General features: G+C 62.7%; 11 protein-coding genes. 7 read left to right on the top strand and 4 right to left on the bottom strand.

What is annotated here, in order from left to right:
* Positions 1 to 21: 21 nt before the first annotated feature.
* The 6 genes from acnD (at position 22) to ISS97_RS21245 (ending at position 9080) form a co-directional block, all read left to right on the top strand.
* Complete coding sequence (gene acnD / locus ISS97_RS21270) at positions 22 to 2616, top strand: Fe/S-dependent 2-methylisocitrate dehydratase AcnD (protein WP_379984177.1); 2595 nt, start codon at positions 22 to 24, stop codon at positions 2614 to 2616.
* Positions 2617 to 2707: 91 nt separating this feature from the next.
* The gene (prpF, locus tag ISS97_RS21265) at positions 2708 to 3892 is read left to right on the top strand and encodes a 2-methylaconitate cis-trans isomerase PrpF (protein ID WP_379984178.1); all 1185 of its coding nucleotides are present in this window, start codon (positions 2708 to 2710) and stop codon (positions 3890 to 3892) included.
* Positions 3893 to 4030: 138 nt separating this feature from the next.
* Positions 4031 to 5482: a bifunctional 2-methylcitrate dehydratase/aconitate hydratase gene (locus ISS97_RS21260; protein WP_379984179.1), complete on the top strand. Its 1452-nt coding sequence runs from the start codon at positions 4031 to 4033 to the stop codon at positions 5480 to 5482.
* A gap of 194 nt (positions 5483 to 5676) precedes the next feature.
* Positions 5677 to 6792: an OmpA family protein gene (locus ISS97_RS21255; RefSeq protein ID WP_379984180.1), complete on the top strand. Its 1116-nt coding sequence runs from the start codon at positions 5677 to 5679 to the stop codon at positions 6790 to 6792.
* A 319-nt stretch (positions 6793 to 7111) separates the two neighbouring features.
* A complete protein-coding gene (locus tag ISS97_RS21250) occupies positions 7112 to 8212 on the top strand; it encodes an OmpA family protein (RefSeq protein WP_379984181.1) in 1101 nt (366 codons plus the stop codon).
* Positions 8213 to 8321: 109 nt separating this feature from the next.
* Positions 8322 to 9080, top strand: a complete 759-nt coding sequence (locus ISS97_RS21245; RefSeq protein WP_379984182.1) for a pseudouridine synthase — start codon at positions 8322 to 8324, stop codon at positions 9078 to 9080.
* Here ISS97_RS21245 and ISS97_RS21240 read toward each other — a convergent pair.
* Positions 9067 to 10065, bottom strand: a complete 999-nt coding sequence (locus ISS97_RS21240; protein WP_379984183.1) for a LysR family transcriptional regulator — start codon at positions 10063 to 10065, stop codon at positions 9067 to 9069. The genes ISS97_RS21245 and ISS97_RS21240 overlap by 14 nt on opposite strands.
* Here ISS97_RS21240 and ISS97_RS21235 point away from each other — a divergent pair.
* Positions 10064 to 10789, top strand: coding sequence for a hypothetical protein (locus tag ISS97_RS21235; protein WP_379984184.1), 726 nt, complete (start codon positions 10064 to 10066; stop codon positions 10787 to 10789). The genes ISS97_RS21240 and ISS97_RS21235 overlap by 2 nt on opposite strands.
* A 53-nt stretch (positions 10790 to 10842) precedes the next feature.
* Here the strand turns inward: ISS97_RS21235 and kbl are convergent, their stop codons facing one another.
* The 3 genes from kbl to tdh form a co-directional block, all read right to left on the bottom strand.
* Positions 10843 to 12039: a glycine C-acetyltransferase gene (gene kbl / locus ISS97_RS21230; protein WP_379984185.1), complete on the bottom strand. Its 1197-nt coding sequence runs from the start codon at positions 12037 to 12039 to the stop codon at positions 10843 to 10845.
* Between the two features lie 104 nt (positions 12040 to 12143).
* A complete protein-coding gene (locus tag ISS97_RS21225) occupies positions 12144 to 15797 on the bottom strand; it encodes a DUF748 domain-containing protein (RefSeq protein ID WP_379984186.1) in 3654 nt (1217 codons plus the stop codon).
* A gap of 170 nt (positions 15798 to 15967) precedes the next feature.
* Positions 15968 to 17002, bottom strand: a complete 1035-nt coding sequence (tdh, locus tag ISS97_RS21220; protein ID WP_379984187.1) for an L-threonine 3-dehydrogenase — start codon at positions 17000 to 17002, stop codon at positions 15968 to 15970.
* Positions 17003 to 17035 lie beyond the last annotated feature (33 nt).

Raw genomic sequence — 17035 nt, 5'->3', positions numbered from 1 at the left:
TCTCCAGGGTTCTCGATACTTATGAATACCGTCTACCGCCAATCCCTTCCCGGCACGTCGCTGGATTATTTCGATGCGCGTGCCGCCGTGGAGGCGATCCAGCCGGGCGCTTACGACACGCTGCCCTACACCTCGCGCGTGCTCGCCGAGAACCTGGTGCGCCGTTGCGATCCGGCGATCCTCGCCGAGTCGCTCAAGCAGATCATCGAGCGCAAGCGCGAGCGCGATTTTCCGTGGTTCCCGGCGCGCGTGGTGTGCCATGACATTCTCGGCCAGACGGCATTAGTGGACCTGGCCGGCCTGCGCGATGCGATCGCCGAGCGCGGCGGTGACCCGGCCAAGGTGAACCCGGTGGTGCCGGTGCAACTGATCGTCGACCACTCGCTGGCGGTGGAATGCGGCGGTTTCGACCCGAATGCGTTCGCGAAGAATCGCGCCATTGAAGATCGTCGCAACGAGGACCGCTTCCACTTCATCAACTGGACCAAGAAGGCGTTCGAGAACGTTGACGTGATCCCTCCGGGCAACGGCATCATGCACCAGATCAACCTGGAGAAGATGTCGCCGGTGATCCAGGTGCAGGACGGTGTGGCCTATCCCGATACCTGTGTGGGCACCGACAGCCATACGCCGCACGTGGATGCGCTTGGCGTCATCGCCATCGGCGTGGGTGGCCTCGAAGCCGAGAACGTGATGCTGGGCCGTGCCTCGTGGATGCGCCTGCCCGACATCATCGGTGTCGAGCTCACCGGCAAACGCCAGCCCGGCATCACCGCGACCGACATCGTGCTTGCGCTCACCGAGTTCCTGCGTAAGGAGAAGGTGGTCGGCGCGTACCTGGAATTCCGCGGCGAAGGCGCGGCCAGCCTCACGCTGGGCGATCGCGCCACCATCTCCAACATGGCACCCGAATACGGCGCCACCGCCGCGATGTTCTTCATCGACGGCCAGACCATCGACTACCTGCGCCTCACCGGCCGCAGCGACGAGCAGGTCAAGCTGGTAGAGACCTACGCCAAAGTCGCCGGCCTGTGGTCCGACACGCTGGCGCATGCGCAGTACGAGCGCACACTGACGTTCGACTTGTCCTCGGTGGTGCGCAACATGGCGGGCCCCTCCAACCCGCACAAGCGCCTGCCTACCTCGGATCTCGCCGCGCGTGGCATTGCCGGCCAGTGGGAAGAGCTGCCGGGCCAGATGCCCGATGGCGCCGTGATCATCGCCGCCATCACCAGCTGCACCAACACCAGCAACCCGCGCAACGTGATCGCCGCCGCGCTGCTTGCGCGTAACGCGAACGCGCGTGGTCTCACGCGCAAGCCGTGGGTGAAGAGTTCGCTCGCACCCGGCTCCAAGGCCGTGGAGCTGTACCTGAAGGAGGCAAACCTGCTGCCGGATCTGGAGAAGCTCGGCTTCGGCATCGTCGCGTTCGCCTGCACCACCTGCAACGGCATGTCCGGTGCGCTCGATCCGGCAATCCAGCAGGAGATCATCGATCGTGATCTGTATGCCACCGCTGTACTGTCCGGCAATCGCAACTTTGACGGTCGCATCCATCCATATGCCAAGCAGGCCTTCCTGGCCTCGCCGCCGCTGGTGGTGGCCTACGCCATCGCCGGGACCATCCGCTTCGACATCGAGAAAGACGTGCTTGGCGTCGACGCCAACGGCCAGCCGGTGACGCTCAAGGACATCTGGCCCAGCGACGAGGAGATCGATGCGATCGTGTCTTCCAGCGTGAAGCCCGAGCAGTTCCGCAAGGTCTACGAGCCGATGTTCGCGCGCAGCGGCCATACCGGCACGAGCGCTGCGCCGCTCTACGACTGGCGTGCGCAGAGCACCTATATCCGCCGTCCGCCGTACTGGGAGGGCGCCCTCGCAGGCGAACGCACGCTCAAGGGCATGCGTCCGCTGGCGGTGCTTGGCGACAACATCACCACTGATCACTTGTCGCCGTCGAACGCAATCCTGCTCGATAGCGCGGCCGGCGAATACCTGGCGAAGATGGGCTTGCCGGAAGAGGACTTCAATTCGTATGCAACCCATCGCGGTGATCACCTCACCGCGCAACGCGCTACCTTCGCCAACCCCACCCTGATCAACGAGATGGCGGTGGTCGATGGCGAAGTGAGGAGGGGTTCGCTTGCCCGCGTGGAGCCGGAGGGCAAAGTCATGCGCATGTGGGAGGCGATCGAAACCTACATGGATCGCAAGCAGCCGCTGATCGTGATCGCCGGTGCCGACTACGGCCAGGGTTCGTCGCGTGACTGGGCGGCGAAGGGTGTGCGCCTGGCGGGCGTTGAGGCGATCGTCGCCGAAGGCTTCGAGCGTATCCATCGCACCAACCTGATCGGCATGGGTGTGTTGCCGCTGGAGTTCAAGCCCGGCACGAACCGTAAAACGCTGGGCATCGACGGCACCGAAACCTTTGATGTGGTTGGCGTGCGCACGCCGCGTGCGGACCTCACGCTGGTCATCCACCGCAAGAACGGTGAGCGTGTCGAAGTGCCGGTGACCTGTCGCCTGGACACCGCCGAGGAAGTATCGATCTACGAGGCTGGCGGCGTGCTGCAGCGCTTCGCGCAGGACTTCCTCGAAGCCTCGCAGGCTGCGTAATCAGCACGCTGAACCGCCGGATCATCATCCGGCGGTTTGTGGCTCCGCGTGTGATGCGCGCGGAATCCAGACACCACAGGACAACACGCACATGGCACACGCTCCCCAGATCCGGATTCCCGCCACTTACCTGCGCGGCGGCACCAGCAAGGGCGTGTTCTTCCGCCTGCAGGACTTGCCCGAAGCAGCGCAGGTCCCTGGCGCCGCGCGCAATGCGCTGCTGCAGCGCGTGATCGGCAGTCCAGATCCCTACGGTAAGCAGATTGACGGTATGGGCGGTGCCACCTCAAGCACCAGCAAGACGGTGATCGTGTCCAGGAGCAGCCGCCCCGACCATGACGTGGATTACCTGTTCGGTCAGGTGGCCATCGACAAGGCCTTCGTCGACTGGAGCGGCAATTGCGGCAACCTGTCGGCGGCGGTCGGCCCGTTCGCCATCGCGGGTGGTTTGGTTGATCCGTCGCGCATACCGCGCGACGGCATCGCCACCGTGCGCATCTGGCAGGCCAACATCGGCAAGACGATCATTGCCCATGTGCCGATGACGGACGGTGCCGTGCAGGAAACCGGTGATTTCGAGCTGGACGGCGTGACTTTCCCAGCCGCTGAAGTGCAACTGGAATTCATGGATCCGGCCGCCGAGGAAGATGGCGCCGGTGGGGCCATGTTCCCCACGGGGCATCTCGTGGACGACCTTGAAGTGCCGGGCGTCGGCACGCTCAAGGCGACCATGATCAACGCCGGCATTCCCACAATCTTTGTCGAGGCCTCCGCGATCGGTTACACCGGCTCGGAGCTTCAGGACGCCATCAATAGTGATGCCAAGGCGCTGGCGATGTTCGAGACCATTCGCGCGCACGGTGCGCTGCGCATGGGCCTGATCAGCGCGCTCGACGAGATCGCTACGCGCCAGCACACGCCCAAGATGGCTTTCGTCGCTAAGCCGGCCGATTACGTTGCGTCGAGTGGCAAGCCCGTGAAGGCGGGCGACGTCGACCTGCTCGTGCGCGCGATGTCGATGGGCAAGCTGCATCACGCCATGATGGGTACGGCGGCGGTAGCCATTGGTACCGCAGCGGCCATTCCAGGCACGCTGGTAAACATGGCGGCAGGCGGTGGTGAGCGCCGCGCGGTGCGCTTTGGTCATCCGTCGGGGACGTTGCGGGTGGGCGCTGAGGCGACGCTGGTTGACGGCACATGGACCGTCACCAAGGCAGTCATGAGCCGAAGCGCGCGCGTGTTGATGGAAGGCTGGGTACGTGTGCCTGCGGAGTGAGTTCGCAAGGATCGGCACTGACTCCGTTCTGCCACGGCGACATAGTAGTTAGGTAGTCTCGACACGGTTTGGGTCAAACGAAAGGGTTAAACCATCCCGACACAACGGCGGTTTCCCTGTTGCCAGGAGACGAGCCTCATGAGTGCGCATGACATCCGCTCCGCCCAGCGTCCGGATCCCGATCAGCCGATGGTCGATATCGCCAATTACGTTGTCGACTACAAGATCGACTCCGCTGAGGCGTACGACACCGCGCGCTACATGCTGCTGGACTCCCTCGCCACCGCGATGATGGCGATGAAGTTCCCCGAATGCGTAAAGCACCTGGGCCCGGTCGTGCCAGGCGCAAACCTGCCGGGCGGTGCCCGCGTGCCGGGCACCAGCCATGAGTTGGACCCGATGCAGGCGGCGTTCTCGATCGGTACGCAGATACGCTGGCTGGATTTCAACGACACCTGGCTGGCGGCCGAGTGGGGCCATCCGTCGGACAACCTCGGCGCGATCCTCGCCGTAGCCGACTATCTCAGCCGCAAGGCCGAGCGCGAAGGCGGCAAGACGCTAACCGTGCGTGACGTGCTGACCTATGCCATCAAGGCGCACGAGATACAGGGTTGCTACGCGCTGCTCAATAGCTTCAACCGTGTGGGCCAGGACCACGTGATCCTGGTGCGCCTGGCGTCCACCGCTGTCGCTACTGCAATGTTGGGTGGCGACAAGGAGCAGATCACGACAGCGATCTCGCATAGCTGGATCGACAACGGCGCGCTGCGTACCTATCGCCATGCGCCGAACACCGGTCCGCGCAAGAGCTGGGCGGCCGGCGACGCCTGCCGTCGCGCTGTTACCCATGCGATCAACGCGGTTTACCGTGGCGTGGTGGGCTATCCATCGGCGCTAAGTGCCAAGACCTGGGGCTATTACGACGTGGCCTTCAAGGGCAGGGCGTTCGAGTTCGAGCGTCCGTTCGGCAGCTACGTGATGGAGAACGTGCTGTTCAAGATCAGCTTCCCGGCCGAGTTCCACGCGCAGACCGCTGTGGAGTGCGCCATGCAGTTGCACGGCCAGGTCGCCAGCAAGATCGATCAGATCGAAAAGGTAGTGATCGAGACGCAGGAAGCGGGCATGCGCATCATCGACAAGACTGGCCCGCTGGCGAACTACGCTGACCGCGACCATTGCATCCAGTACATGGTGGCCGTGCCGCTGATCTTTGGTCGCCTGATTGCTGACGACTATAACGACGACGTGGCAGCCGACCCGCGTATTGATGCGCTGCGCGAGAAAATGGTGGTCAGCGAGAATCTGCAGTTCACCAAGGACTATTTCGATCCCGAGAGGCGCTATATCGGCAATTCGGTGCAGGTGTTTTTCAAGGATGGCACCAGCACGGAAAAGGTGTCGATCGATTTCCCGATCGGCCACCGCAAGCGCCGTGCCGAGGGCATTCCGGTGCTGCTGAAGAAGTTCGAGGCGGCTCTTCGCGGGCACTTGCCGTCACATCAGGTCGAGGCCATCCTCCTCGCCACGGCGGACCCGGCCAAGCTCGACGCCATGCCTGTACAGCAGTTCCTGGGGCTCTTCACGTTGTAAAGACGGCGTGAGTTGAAAATGAACGGGCGTTTGGGGTTGGGCGGCAATTGTTTATTTTTTGCTAAACTCTCCGCGCCCGTTTCGGGTGGCAAGTTTCAGGTTTGATCTGGCACGGACTTCATGGCGGGTTCTGTGACGTTGGTACCCGTCTGGGGTGGAACGGACGCGAAAACCAATAATTGAGGAGACACCTGATGAAACGTAAGGGCTTGTACTTCCTGATCGCGCTGGCCCTGGGCGGCGTAGGTGCCGCTCATGCACAGGACAGCACCGCTGGCGCCTCGGCCCCCTCGACTTCTACGTCCAGCTACGACGACCGCTGGTACATCGCGCCGACCGTAGGCGGCTACTACAACGATACCGACCGCAACACCAACAGCCGGCAGATCTATTACGGGCTGGGTGTGGGCCGCTTCTTCGCCCCGAACCTGTCGGTCGACCTGTTCATCGACCGCACCAAGCGCGACATCGACAACAAGATCGGTGGCGGCAAGTGGTCGAACAATAATTATGGTGTGGCTGCGCGCTACTACTTCGGCGCGTGGGATGCCTGGCGTCCGTACCTGTTGGGCGGCGTGATGGGTAGCTACCACCACAACCGCTTCGACAATGACTGGGCACCGGCCGCCGAACTGGGCGTGGGCGTATCCAAGACCATCACCGACAGCGCGGATATCCGTGCCGAGGCTGGCTACCGCTACGACTGGGACGACAAGAGCCAGCCCAAGAAGAACGGCTATGGTGACTGGTTCCTGGGCTTCAGCGTGGTCTCGCGCTTCGGGGCTCCGGCTGCCGCGCCGGTGGCCGCTCCGCCGCCGGCTCCCGATTGCTCGAAGCTGGATAGCGACGGCGACGGCGTGAACGATTGCGACGACAAGTGCCCGAACACTCCGGCTGGCACCATCGTCGGTCCGGACGGCTGCCCGCAGAAGGTTGTGATCGACCTGCGTGGCGTGAACTTCAAGTTCGACCGCCCGAAGAAGGGTGAGAAGGACATTAAGAAGTCGCTGGCCGAGCCCAGTGCCGACTCGATCGCCATCCTCGACCAGGCTGTGGACACCCTGAACCGCTATCCGCAGGTCAAGGTGACGGTTGCCGGCTTCACCGACTCGGTCGGTAAGGACGCCTACAACCAGAGCCTGTCCGAGCGTCGCGCTCAGATCGTCTACAACTACCTGACCACCCACGGCGTCGACGCAAGCCGCCTGGAAGGCCCGATCGGTCACGGCAAGAACGACCCGATCGACAGCAACGACACGGATGCCGGCCGCGCCCGCAACCGTCGCACCGAGCTGCAGGTCCAGCAGTAATCGACCGCAAGGTCGTCTTGAGAAGCCCGGCGAAAGCCGGGCTTTTCTTTTGGGAATCAGGGGGCATGGGTGGGTCTAGGCCTTGTCCGGCGGGGTTTTTTGCCTGAACGAGACCCCACCAAAAACTTAAGCTGTCATGTTTATATGTTCGGGGGCGTGCGTATCACTTAACGGTTTTGCTACACTCTGCCGCGCTTGCTGTTAGGAACGTCAAGCAAGGGACATTGAAGGTCCCTGTATGTCGAACCCTGAAGTTCTGACGCGCGATTTCCGTCTGGGGTGGAACGGACGCGAAAACCAATAAACGAGGAGACACCTGATGAATCGTAAGGGCTTGTATTTTCTGATTGCCCTGGCCCTGGGCGGCGTGGGTGCCGTTCACGCGCAGGACACTGCCGGTGCGACCACGCCGAGCTACGACGGTCGCTGGTACATCGCACCGACCGTGGGCGGCTACTACAACGATACCGACCGCAACACCAACAGCCGTCAGGTCTATTACGGCCTGGGCGTGGGCAAGTTCATTGCTCCGAACACCTCGATCGACCTGTTCATCGACCGCACCAAGCGCGATATCGATAGCAAGATCGGTGGCGGCAACTGGGCGAGCAACAACTTCGGCGTGGCCGCTCGTTACTACTTCGGCGCGGCGGATGCATGGCGTCCGTACCTGCTCGCCGGTGTGATGGGCAGCTACCACAAGAACCGCTTCAACAACGGTTGGGCTCCGGCCGCCGAGCTGGGCGTGGGCGTGTCCAAGTCGATCACCGACAGCTCCGACATCCGTGCCGAAGCTGGTTACCGCTACGACTGGGACGACAAGAGCCAGCCCAAGAAGAACGGTTACGGCGACTGGTTCCTGGGCTTCAGCGTAGTTTCGCGCTTCGGTGCCCCGGCTGCCGCTCCGGTCGTGGCTCCGCCGCCGGCCGCTCCTGACTGCTCCAAGCTGGACAGCGACGGCGACGGCGTGAACGATTGCGACGACAAGTGCCCGAACACTCCGGCTGGCACCATCGTCGGTCCGGACGGCTGCCCGCAGAAGGTCGTGATCGACCTGCGTGGTGTGAACTTCAAGTTCGACCGTCCGAAGAAGGGCGAGAAGGACATCAAGAAGGCCTTGGCTGAGCCCAGCGCCGACTCGATCGCCATCCTCGACCAGGCTGTGGACACCCTGAACCGCTACCCGCAGGTCAAGGTCACGGTTGCCGGCTTCACCGACTCCGTCGGTAAGGACGCCTACAACCAGAGCCTGTCCGAGCGTCGCGCTCAGATCGTGTACGACTACCTGACCTCCCACGGTGTGGCTGCCAGCCGCCTGGAAGGCCCGATCGGTCACGGCAAGAACGACCCGATCGACAGCAACGACACGGATGCCGGCCGCGCCCGCAACCGTCGCACCGAGCTGCAGGTCCAGCAGTAATCGACCGCAAGGTCGTACTGAAAAGCCCGGCGAAAGCCGGGCTTTTCTTTTGTGGCAACGCATAAATCGGGCACGATAGCCCCATGAAATTTGAGGCAGGTTGTTGAGAATGCGTCCGCTCCGTCCCTCGTCGACGGGTTCGCCCGGTGCTACGCAGCGATACGGGTTGGCCCGCGTGCTCAGCAAGCTGGGTGTCTGTTCGCGCAGCCAGGCCGAGAAAGCGATTCGCGAGGGCAGAGTGAGCGTGGATGGGCGTGTCGTGCTCGACCCCGAGCGGCCTGCCGATCCAGCGCGTCAACGCATTCTTTTCGACGGCGAGACGGTAGGTGCGGTGCAGCGAGTCTATGTGGCAATGAACAAGCCACGTGGCATCGTGGTCAGCGCTGCCGACGAACGCGGGCGTGACACCGTATACGACCTGCTCAAGGCTGCAGGCCTGCCCTGGCTAGGTCCGGTAGGGCGGCTGGATAAAGCCAGCGAGGGCTTGCTGCTGCTGAGCAACGACAGTGTATGGGCTGCACAGCTGACTGAGCCGAAGCACCACGTGGACAAGACTTACCACGTGCAGATCGACGCCATTCCCGATCAGACTGTCCTGGACCGCCTGATTGAAGGGGTGACGGAAGAGGGTGAGCGTCTGGCTGCCAAGCGCGTCGCCCTGCTGCGCAGCGGTGAAAAGAACGCGTGGCTGGAAGTCGTGCTCGACGAAGGCCGCAACCGACACATCCGTCGCTTGCTCGCGGCGCATAGTATTAGCGTCCTACGGCTGATTCGCGTCGCCATTGGTGATCTGCCCCTGGGCGATCTGGCGAAGGGGCAATGGCGTCATCTGCGCCCCGAGGAAGTAGCCAGCCTCACTCGTAAATAGACGTCCGTTCTCTCACTGCAGCCAGCGTCCGCTCTATGGCGGGATGGCGATGCAATGAATCCAGCACCGCGTAAATCGTGTTGTGGCATCGAGCGTCGGGCTTGCGAACGACGACGATCTCGCCGCGCTGCTCATAATCCAGAGCGCAGGCTGCGGGAACAATGGAAACGCCGCGACCGGCAGCCACCCAGTCCATGACTTCTTCCAGCTCCTCAAAATGAGCGGCGGTGGTCAACCGGCCCGGACTCATGCCGAGTATCTGGGTGAACCAGGTGGCGAAGACGTAGTCGCTTTCCTCATACGTGATGTAGGTCAGTTCGCTGAGCGAGGTCGCATCGAGTTGAGGCAGCGAGTTCTGCGCCGCCGTAACTAGCACGATTTCTTCCATGCCCACTGGCGTCAGACTGAGGCGCTCATGCGTTCGCATCAGATGGACAAAGCCCAGATCGCAGGCGCCGGATTCCACCTGATGCACAACCTCGTCGGCCGTGGGGTAGCGCATGTGAATGGGGATATCCGCCAGCGGGCCATTGCGAAACAACGGCAGCAATTCGTAGCGTCCATATCCACTCACTGCACTGATACGCAGCGGCTCCATCGGCAGCGTGGCATCGCGGATCTCCTCATGCAGCTTGGCCCAGTCCCTGCCCATGTCGCGGCAGAACAGCAGCAACCGTTCGCCGGCCGGGTTGGGAACGAGGCGGCCGCTCCCGCGATGAAACAATGGCATGCCCAGTGCTTCTTCCAGTTTGCGCAACTGGTAGCTCACGGCTTGCTCGGTGCGGTGCAGTGTGGCCGCCGCGGCGCGCAGGCTGCCGGCTTCGCAGACCGCGCGAAAGGCATGCAGGTAACGCAGTTCCACGTTCATGCGTCGTGCCTTGGAGGAGACAAAAAACTTTTGTCGGGGGATGAAAAAGATTCGCATGGTCGTGTCGGGGCAGCAAGTCGAGAATCCCGGTTTAACGCCGCCCATCAGGATTCCCATGCCTCATCGCTCACTCGTGTTTGCACTGACGCTGCTGCTGGCATCGCCAGCCTGGGCTGTGCAAGGCAACGTTGCCCATTTCTTCGTTTATCGCATGGTCCCTGGCGCGACGACCCAGTTCGAGGACGGCTACCGCCGGCATCTGGATTGGCACAAGGCACATCATGATCCCTTGGTCTGGTATGGCTGGACCATCGAGGATGGTGAGCGTGATGGCTATTTCGTCGATGCCAACGTAGGCGAGCCGTTCGCAGCCTTCGACCACCGGGTCGATGTGGCCGACGATGGCACCGATTTCCACGCTACGGTAGCGCCGTACGCCACGCCTATGGGGCGGCCCACCTACGTCCTGCTACGCAACTTCAGCACCGGCACGCCGCTTGAAAACCGTAAGCCGAGTGCCGTGGTGCAAGTCACTCATTTCCACTTGCGTCCCGGTATGGAGCCGCGCTTCGAACGTGCGATCCAGGCGGTACATAAAGCGCTGGCTGGTAATGCGGCCGCGCCGGCGCACACCTGGTACCGGTTGGTCACCGGCGGCGACACGCCGCAGTACATGCTGATGGTGTCTCGCGAAGACTGGGCCAGCTACGACCGTTTCGAGCAAGATATCGCCGCCTTGCTTGCCGGCGACGAAGCCGCGTTGCGCGACTTCGCTGATGCAGTGCAGTCGTCGACCACCGAAAGCTGGCGCTACCGACAGGAACTGAGTCGACTCCCCTGAAGATGGAAGCAGGGAACGGAGGCGTGATGCCTGTCCGCTCCCTGTTCCTTGCTTTAGCTAATCACCCCAAGCGCGCGCCCGACCTTGGTGAACGCAGCGATGGCGTGATCCAGATGCTCACGTGTATGCGCCGCGCTCATCTGTGTGCGGATGCGCGCCTGGCCTTGCGGCACCACCGGATAGAAGAAACCGGTGACATAGATGCCCTCATCCAGCAGTGCGGTGGCCATCGCCTGCGCCTTCTTGGCGTCGTAGACCATCACCGGCACGATCGGATGCACGCCAGGCTTGATATCGAAACCCGCCTTGGTCATTTGTTCGCGGAAATAGCGGGTGTTCTCCTGTACGCGCTGGCGCAGGTCACCCGCGTTGGCGAGCATGTCGAACACCTTGATTGCCGCGGCCACCACATGCGGCGGCAGCGAGTTGGAGAACAGGTACGGACGCGAGCGCTGACGCAGCATCTCGATCACCTCGGCGCGGCCCGTAGTGAAGCCGCCCAGTGCGCCGCCCAGTGCCTTGCCCAAGGTGCCGGTGAAGATATCGATCTTGTCCATCACGCCATTCACCTCGGCCGACCCACGGCCGGTATCGCCGAGGAAGCCGGTGCAATGGCATTCGTCGATATGCACCATGGCGTTGTATTTCTTTGCCAATGCGGTGATCTGGTCCAGCGGGGCGATGAAGCCATCCATGGAGAACGCGCCGTCGGAGGTGATCAGCTTGGTGCGCGCGCCGGCAGCATCCGCGTCCTGCAGCTGTTTCTCCAGATCCGCCATATCGCAATTGGCGTAACGGAAACGCTTGGCCTTGCACAGGCGGATGCCGTCGATGATCGATGCATGATTGAGCGCATCGGAAATGATCGCGTCCTCTTCGCCCAGCAGTGGCTCGTACAGACCGCCGTTGGCATCGAAGCAGGCGGCATAGAGGATGGTGTCCTCGGTGCCGAAGAACTCGGCGATCTTCTTCTCCAGCTGCTTGTGCAGATCCTGCGTGCCGCAGATGAAGCGCACCGAAGCCATGCCGAAACCATGGCTGTCCAGCGCGTCCTTCGCCGCCTGGATCACCTCGGGATGATCAGCCAGGCCAAGGTAGTTGTTGGCGCAGAAGTTGAGCACCTTGCGCCCGCCCTCCAGCTCGATCTCGGCCGACTGCGGCGAGGTGATCACGCGTTCGGCCTTGAACAGACCCTGCTCGCGGATGGATTCGAGTTCGGCGGCGTAGCGTGCCTTGGCGGAGTAGCTCATGGAGATCGGCCCTGGGGAAGGAAAGTGCCGATTGTGAGCTTTTACGGGCGATCAGAAAACCGTCTGGGCCCCTCCTGGTCCAGGAGGGGCTCTCTTGCGGGTCCTCAGTGCAAGCCGAAATCCACTCGTGTGGTCTTGCCCTTGTCGTCGATCCCCTCGGCGGTGAGCTTGGGATCCTTCAACCCGTAACGCTTATCGTCGATCTTGCCCTTGAGCCAGGCCTGCACGGCGGCGGCGCGGTGCTGGGCCAGGTCGTGCATGGCGGCCTGGTCGGTTTTCACGTTGGTCTCCATCAGGCTGCGCATGTCGTCGGGTTCGAGCGACTTGTTCAGTCCGATGAAGTCCTTCGGTTTGGTGACATCGGCGTGCTTGTAGGCGCGACGCAGGTAATGCTCGTACTGGTCGGGCGTAATCGACGCTGCGGCGAGTGCCTCGTCGGAGGTGTCAGCGTTCTTGCCACCGTCGTCGAGGACCTTCTCGCGGCGGACCATGTTGTCCACGGTGACCTTACGCAGGCCTGCCTCGTCCTTGGACGGATCGGTACGGCCGATGATGTCGAGGGTAAGCGCTGGCTTCTTGTTGAGTACGTCGATGACCTTGGTCAGTTTTTCCTTGTCCGCTGCGGTGAGCACGGCCGAACCGGGCTCGAATTCCACATAGCCCAGGTCTTCGTGGCTACCGCCTCCGAAGGCGGAGCCGAGCAAGCGGAACGGAGAGGTCACGGCCTTGACGATCAGGTTGCCAATGGCGCGCCAGATCAGTCCGCCCATGCTGAACTGCGGATCGTCCAGCGAACCCGACACCGGCACGTTCACGTCGATATTGCCGTCGGTGTCCTTGAGCAGGGCCACCGCCAGCTTCACCGGCAGATGCGAGATGCCCGGGCTTTCAATGCGATCGCCGAACGTCAACTGGGTGATAAAGATATGGTTGTCGGCGTTGAGCTTGCCCTGATCCAGCAAATAGTGGACATCGACGGTGAGCTTGCCTTCGGTGATCGGATAGCCGGTGTACTTGCTGGAGTAGGCACTGAGCCGGGTCAGCTCCACGTCGTTGGCTTTGCCAGTGATGTCGAGGAAGGCAACCGGCGCCAGCGGGTTGACGGTGCCGTTGATATCCACCGGTGAGTTGTCGTCCAGCGCAGCCTGTACCGCCAGGTCCGCTGGAGGGCCGCCCGCTGCCGTGCCGAACGCGCCGATCTTGCCGGTGAGCTTGGTCAGGTTGGCGGTGTAGTTCGGCTTGATGAAGTTGTCGGTGTAGTTGAGCTGACCGTTCACCAGCGTGATCTGGCCGATACGGATATCCGCTGCGGGTGCCGCCGGCGCGGTGGGGGCTGTCGCCGCCGCCTGTGCGGGAGCCGGTGTTTGTGGCTTGGGTGCGGCCGGCGCGTTGTTCTCCGCGCGGGTCACTGACACCGGCGCAGCCTCGCCCTTGGCCACCACGTCGGAAAGGTTGAGGCGGCCATTGGCGTTGATGATCATGCGGGCGTAGAACGCATTCAGCACCAGCGCGCCAACGTGCATGCGCGGTGGGCCGCTGCCATAGCTCACGTCCAGGTTGGAACCGGCCAGTGAGCTCCAGCGCATGAAGTCGTCGCCGGTGATCTTGTCCTGTACGCGCACGCGCTCGAGTGAGGCGCTGCCTTTGTAGGTCATCTTGGGCTGCGCGCTGCGGCCGTCGAAATGCAATCTGCCCTTGCTACTGATGCGGGCGCTGGAGATCACCACGTTCAGCGGCACACTGATGTAGGGCGCGAACGTCGCGATATCCAGCTGCTTGGTGCTCAGGTCGACGTCGGCTGTCGCCGGCGACAGCTGTACCTTGCCCGCTGTCGAAAAGCTGCCTTTGCCAACGCTGCCTTCGAGCTTGAGGTTGCGCTGCTGGTTGAACTTGTCATTCAGATCGTCGATGCCGCCCTTGAGCGACTGGACCACCACCAGCGCTGGCTTGTCACCACCCGCTGCGTGATCGGTGAACCGCACCGAACCATTCTCGATACCCAGATGGCCGATGCTCCACTGCCACGCGGGGCCGCTGTCACCTTTCGCGGGTGCACGCGGCGTGCCCTTGGGTGGCGCGAACAAGGTGGTCAGGCTGATGACGTTGTTGGCGCTGCGTTGCACATCCAGCTGCATGCCCGTCGCGATCAGGCTGGCGAGCTGGGCTTGGCGGCTGGCCAGATCGATCTGTGTAATATCGGCTTCCAGTTTGCTCCAGGCCACCGGCGTTGCCTGTGCCTTGCCGGGCGATGCGAGCGCGAAATCGGTGACGGTGGCGTGTGCCGGTGCGAGGTGCACATTCACCACCTTGCCCCAGTTCAACTCCATCTGGCCGTTGGCATCCAGCTTACCCTTGGCAGCGCGTGCCGCCATGGCTGAGCCGGCCATCGCTTGCAGCGGCACCATATCGACCTGCTTCAGGTCCAGTGCGGTCTTGAGTTTGGTGGCGGCCAGATCCAGCGTACCCTTGGCGTTGATGTCGCCGCCGAACAATTGCGCGGCCAGATCCATCCTGGCCGGCGGTGCGGCCAGCATGCTGAGTCCCTGCAAATTGCCGTGCAGATTGGCGAGGTCGAGCTTGTTCTGCTCGGCGTCGGTGTAGTGGATGGCGCTGCCGCCAAGCGCCAGGGATGCGATGCGCAGATCCATCGGTGGCGCTTTCTTGTCCGCCTCGGCAGGTGCGGAAGGAGCGAGCAGGGTGTCGAAGTTGCTGTGCCCACCGGCAGCCGCGGTGTAATAGAGCTGTGCCTGATCCAACTTGACCGCGCCCAGGTGGTAGCGCGATACCAGCGGCTGCACGTCAGTCAGATCCGCGGTGCCGCGGACCAGCTTGGCGATCGGTTCCTGCTTGCTGCTGTTGAGCGTGAAGTTATCCAGTTGCAGGTTGCCGGTGAGCTCCACCAGCGGCGTCGGCTGCGCCTGCACGAAATGCAGATCCAGCTTGCCGCTGAGCAGGCCTTGCGGAATGGCGACAGGCAGTTGCGTAGGCACATAGCCCAGATAGCGCGGCAGGTCGAAGCGGTCGAGCTGGAAAGCGATGGTGGATTCGCGGTTGTTGGCGAACGGCTTGGTCTGGCCTTCGATGCGCACCGGGCTGCCGTCCACCCGCATGGCCAGCAATGGCTGCACGAATACATCGGTGCTGCTGGGCAGGTTGGCGAGGAACGGAATCCCTATTTCCAATTGCTCGATGCGATGCTTAGCCTGCGCTACCTGGTCATCGAACTGGATGTCGCCGTTATGCACGCTGATGTTGGACAACGCGAAACGCGCGGGCGGTGCATTCGGGTCAGTCGGCTTGGAGGCGAAGCGATCGATCAGATCGGAGAAATTGAACTTCTGCTCGCCCGTGCGTGCGATATGGATCTGCGGGTGTTGCAGGCTCAGCTCATCCAGCACCGGTGCCAGCCGGAACAGCGACGTCCACGAGGTATTCACCGTCAGCCGGTCGATGTCGACGAAGGGCGACTTGCCGTCGGGTTCGCCGATATGCAGCTGGTCGACATCCAGCCGCAGCGTATAGGGATTCAGGTGCACCTTGCCCAGCGTCACCGGGCGGCCCAGTGCGGCAGTGGCGCGCGACTCTACCTGGCTCTTGATGATCGAGGGCCCGGCGAAAAAGCCGAACAGCCCAAACACCACCAGCACGATCAACAGGATCAGCAGCGTCTTGCGCACGCGATGGGAGCGATAAACCTTGAGGGCGCGTTCGCGCCCGGCGGCCAGCCGGGAACTGCCAGGGGGATGTTGGTCTGCCATGCAGGTGATGCTCCGTCGATGTCGCGACCCGACGGCATGCGGCTGGGCCGCACCCTTCCTAACCCTGACCTGTTTGCCGGCCGCGGGAGGAGTTTACTCGTGCATGAGACTTTTCTGCATGACTCCCTACGCCATTTGGCGAGGGAGTCATGGGGCGCTTCAGGCAGCGGTTACAGCCAGGAGCAGACGACCTTGCCGCAATGGCCGGCATCCATCAGGTCGAAGCCCTTCTGGAAATCGTCGATGTGGATCTGATGGGTCAGCACCTTCTGCAGCGGGAAGCCGGTGAGCACCATCTGGGTCATCTTGTACCAGGTCTCGTACATGCGGCGGCCGTAGATGCCCTGCAGGGTGAGGCCCTTGAAGATCACCTTGTCCCAGTCGATGCCTGCGCCCCTGGGCATGATGCCCAGCATGGCGATCTTGCCGCCGTGGTACATGCACTCGAGCATGTCGTTGAAGGCGCGCGGGTTGCCGCTCATCTCCAGGCCCACGTCGAAGCCTTCGATGTGCAGATCCTTCACGACATCCTTCAGCGACTGATTCGCCACATTCACCACGCGCGTGGCGCCCATATCGGCGGCCAGCTTCAGGCGATAGTCGTTGACGTCAGTCACCACCACGTTGCGCGCACCGACATGCTTGGCGATGCCAGCAGCGATGATGCCGATCGGGCCGGCGCCGGTGATCAGCACGTCTTCGCCGATCAGGTCGAACTCCAGCGCGCAGTGCGCGGCGTTGCCGTAGGGATCGAAGAAGGCGGCCAGCTCGGATGGAATCTGGTCCGGGATCGGCCACAGATTCGAAGCCGGCATGGTCATGTACTCGGCGAACGCGCCATTGCGATTCACGCCGATGCCCACCGTGTTGGGGCACAGGTGCTGACGACCTGCGCGGCAGTTGCGGCAGTGGCCGCACACAATATGGCCTTCCGCGGAGACGCGATCACCGATCTTGTAGCCGGTCACGCCGGGTCCGATTTCGACGATGCGGCCGACGAACTCGTGGCCGATGGTCAGGCCGGGCTTGATCGTGCGCTGGCTCCACTCGTCCCACTTGTAGATGTGCAGATCGGTACCGCAGATCGCGGTCTTCTCCATCTTGATCAGCACCTCATTGGGGCCGACCTCCGGCATGGGCACTTCTTCCATCCAGATGCCCTGCTCGGGCTTGCGCTTGACCAGGGCTTTCATCATCTGCGGCATGGGACGTCCATCGGCTACGGGGCGGGGAAACGC

It is taken from the genome of Dyella koreensis, from assembly GCF_044904565.1.
Classification (GTDB): Bacteria; Pseudomonadota; Gammaproteobacteria; order Xanthomonadales; family Rhodanobacteraceae; genus Dyella_D; species Dyella_D koreensis.
Note: the sequence above shows the minus strand (reverse complement) of the source record. Positions and strands in the feature narration are given on the sequence as shown.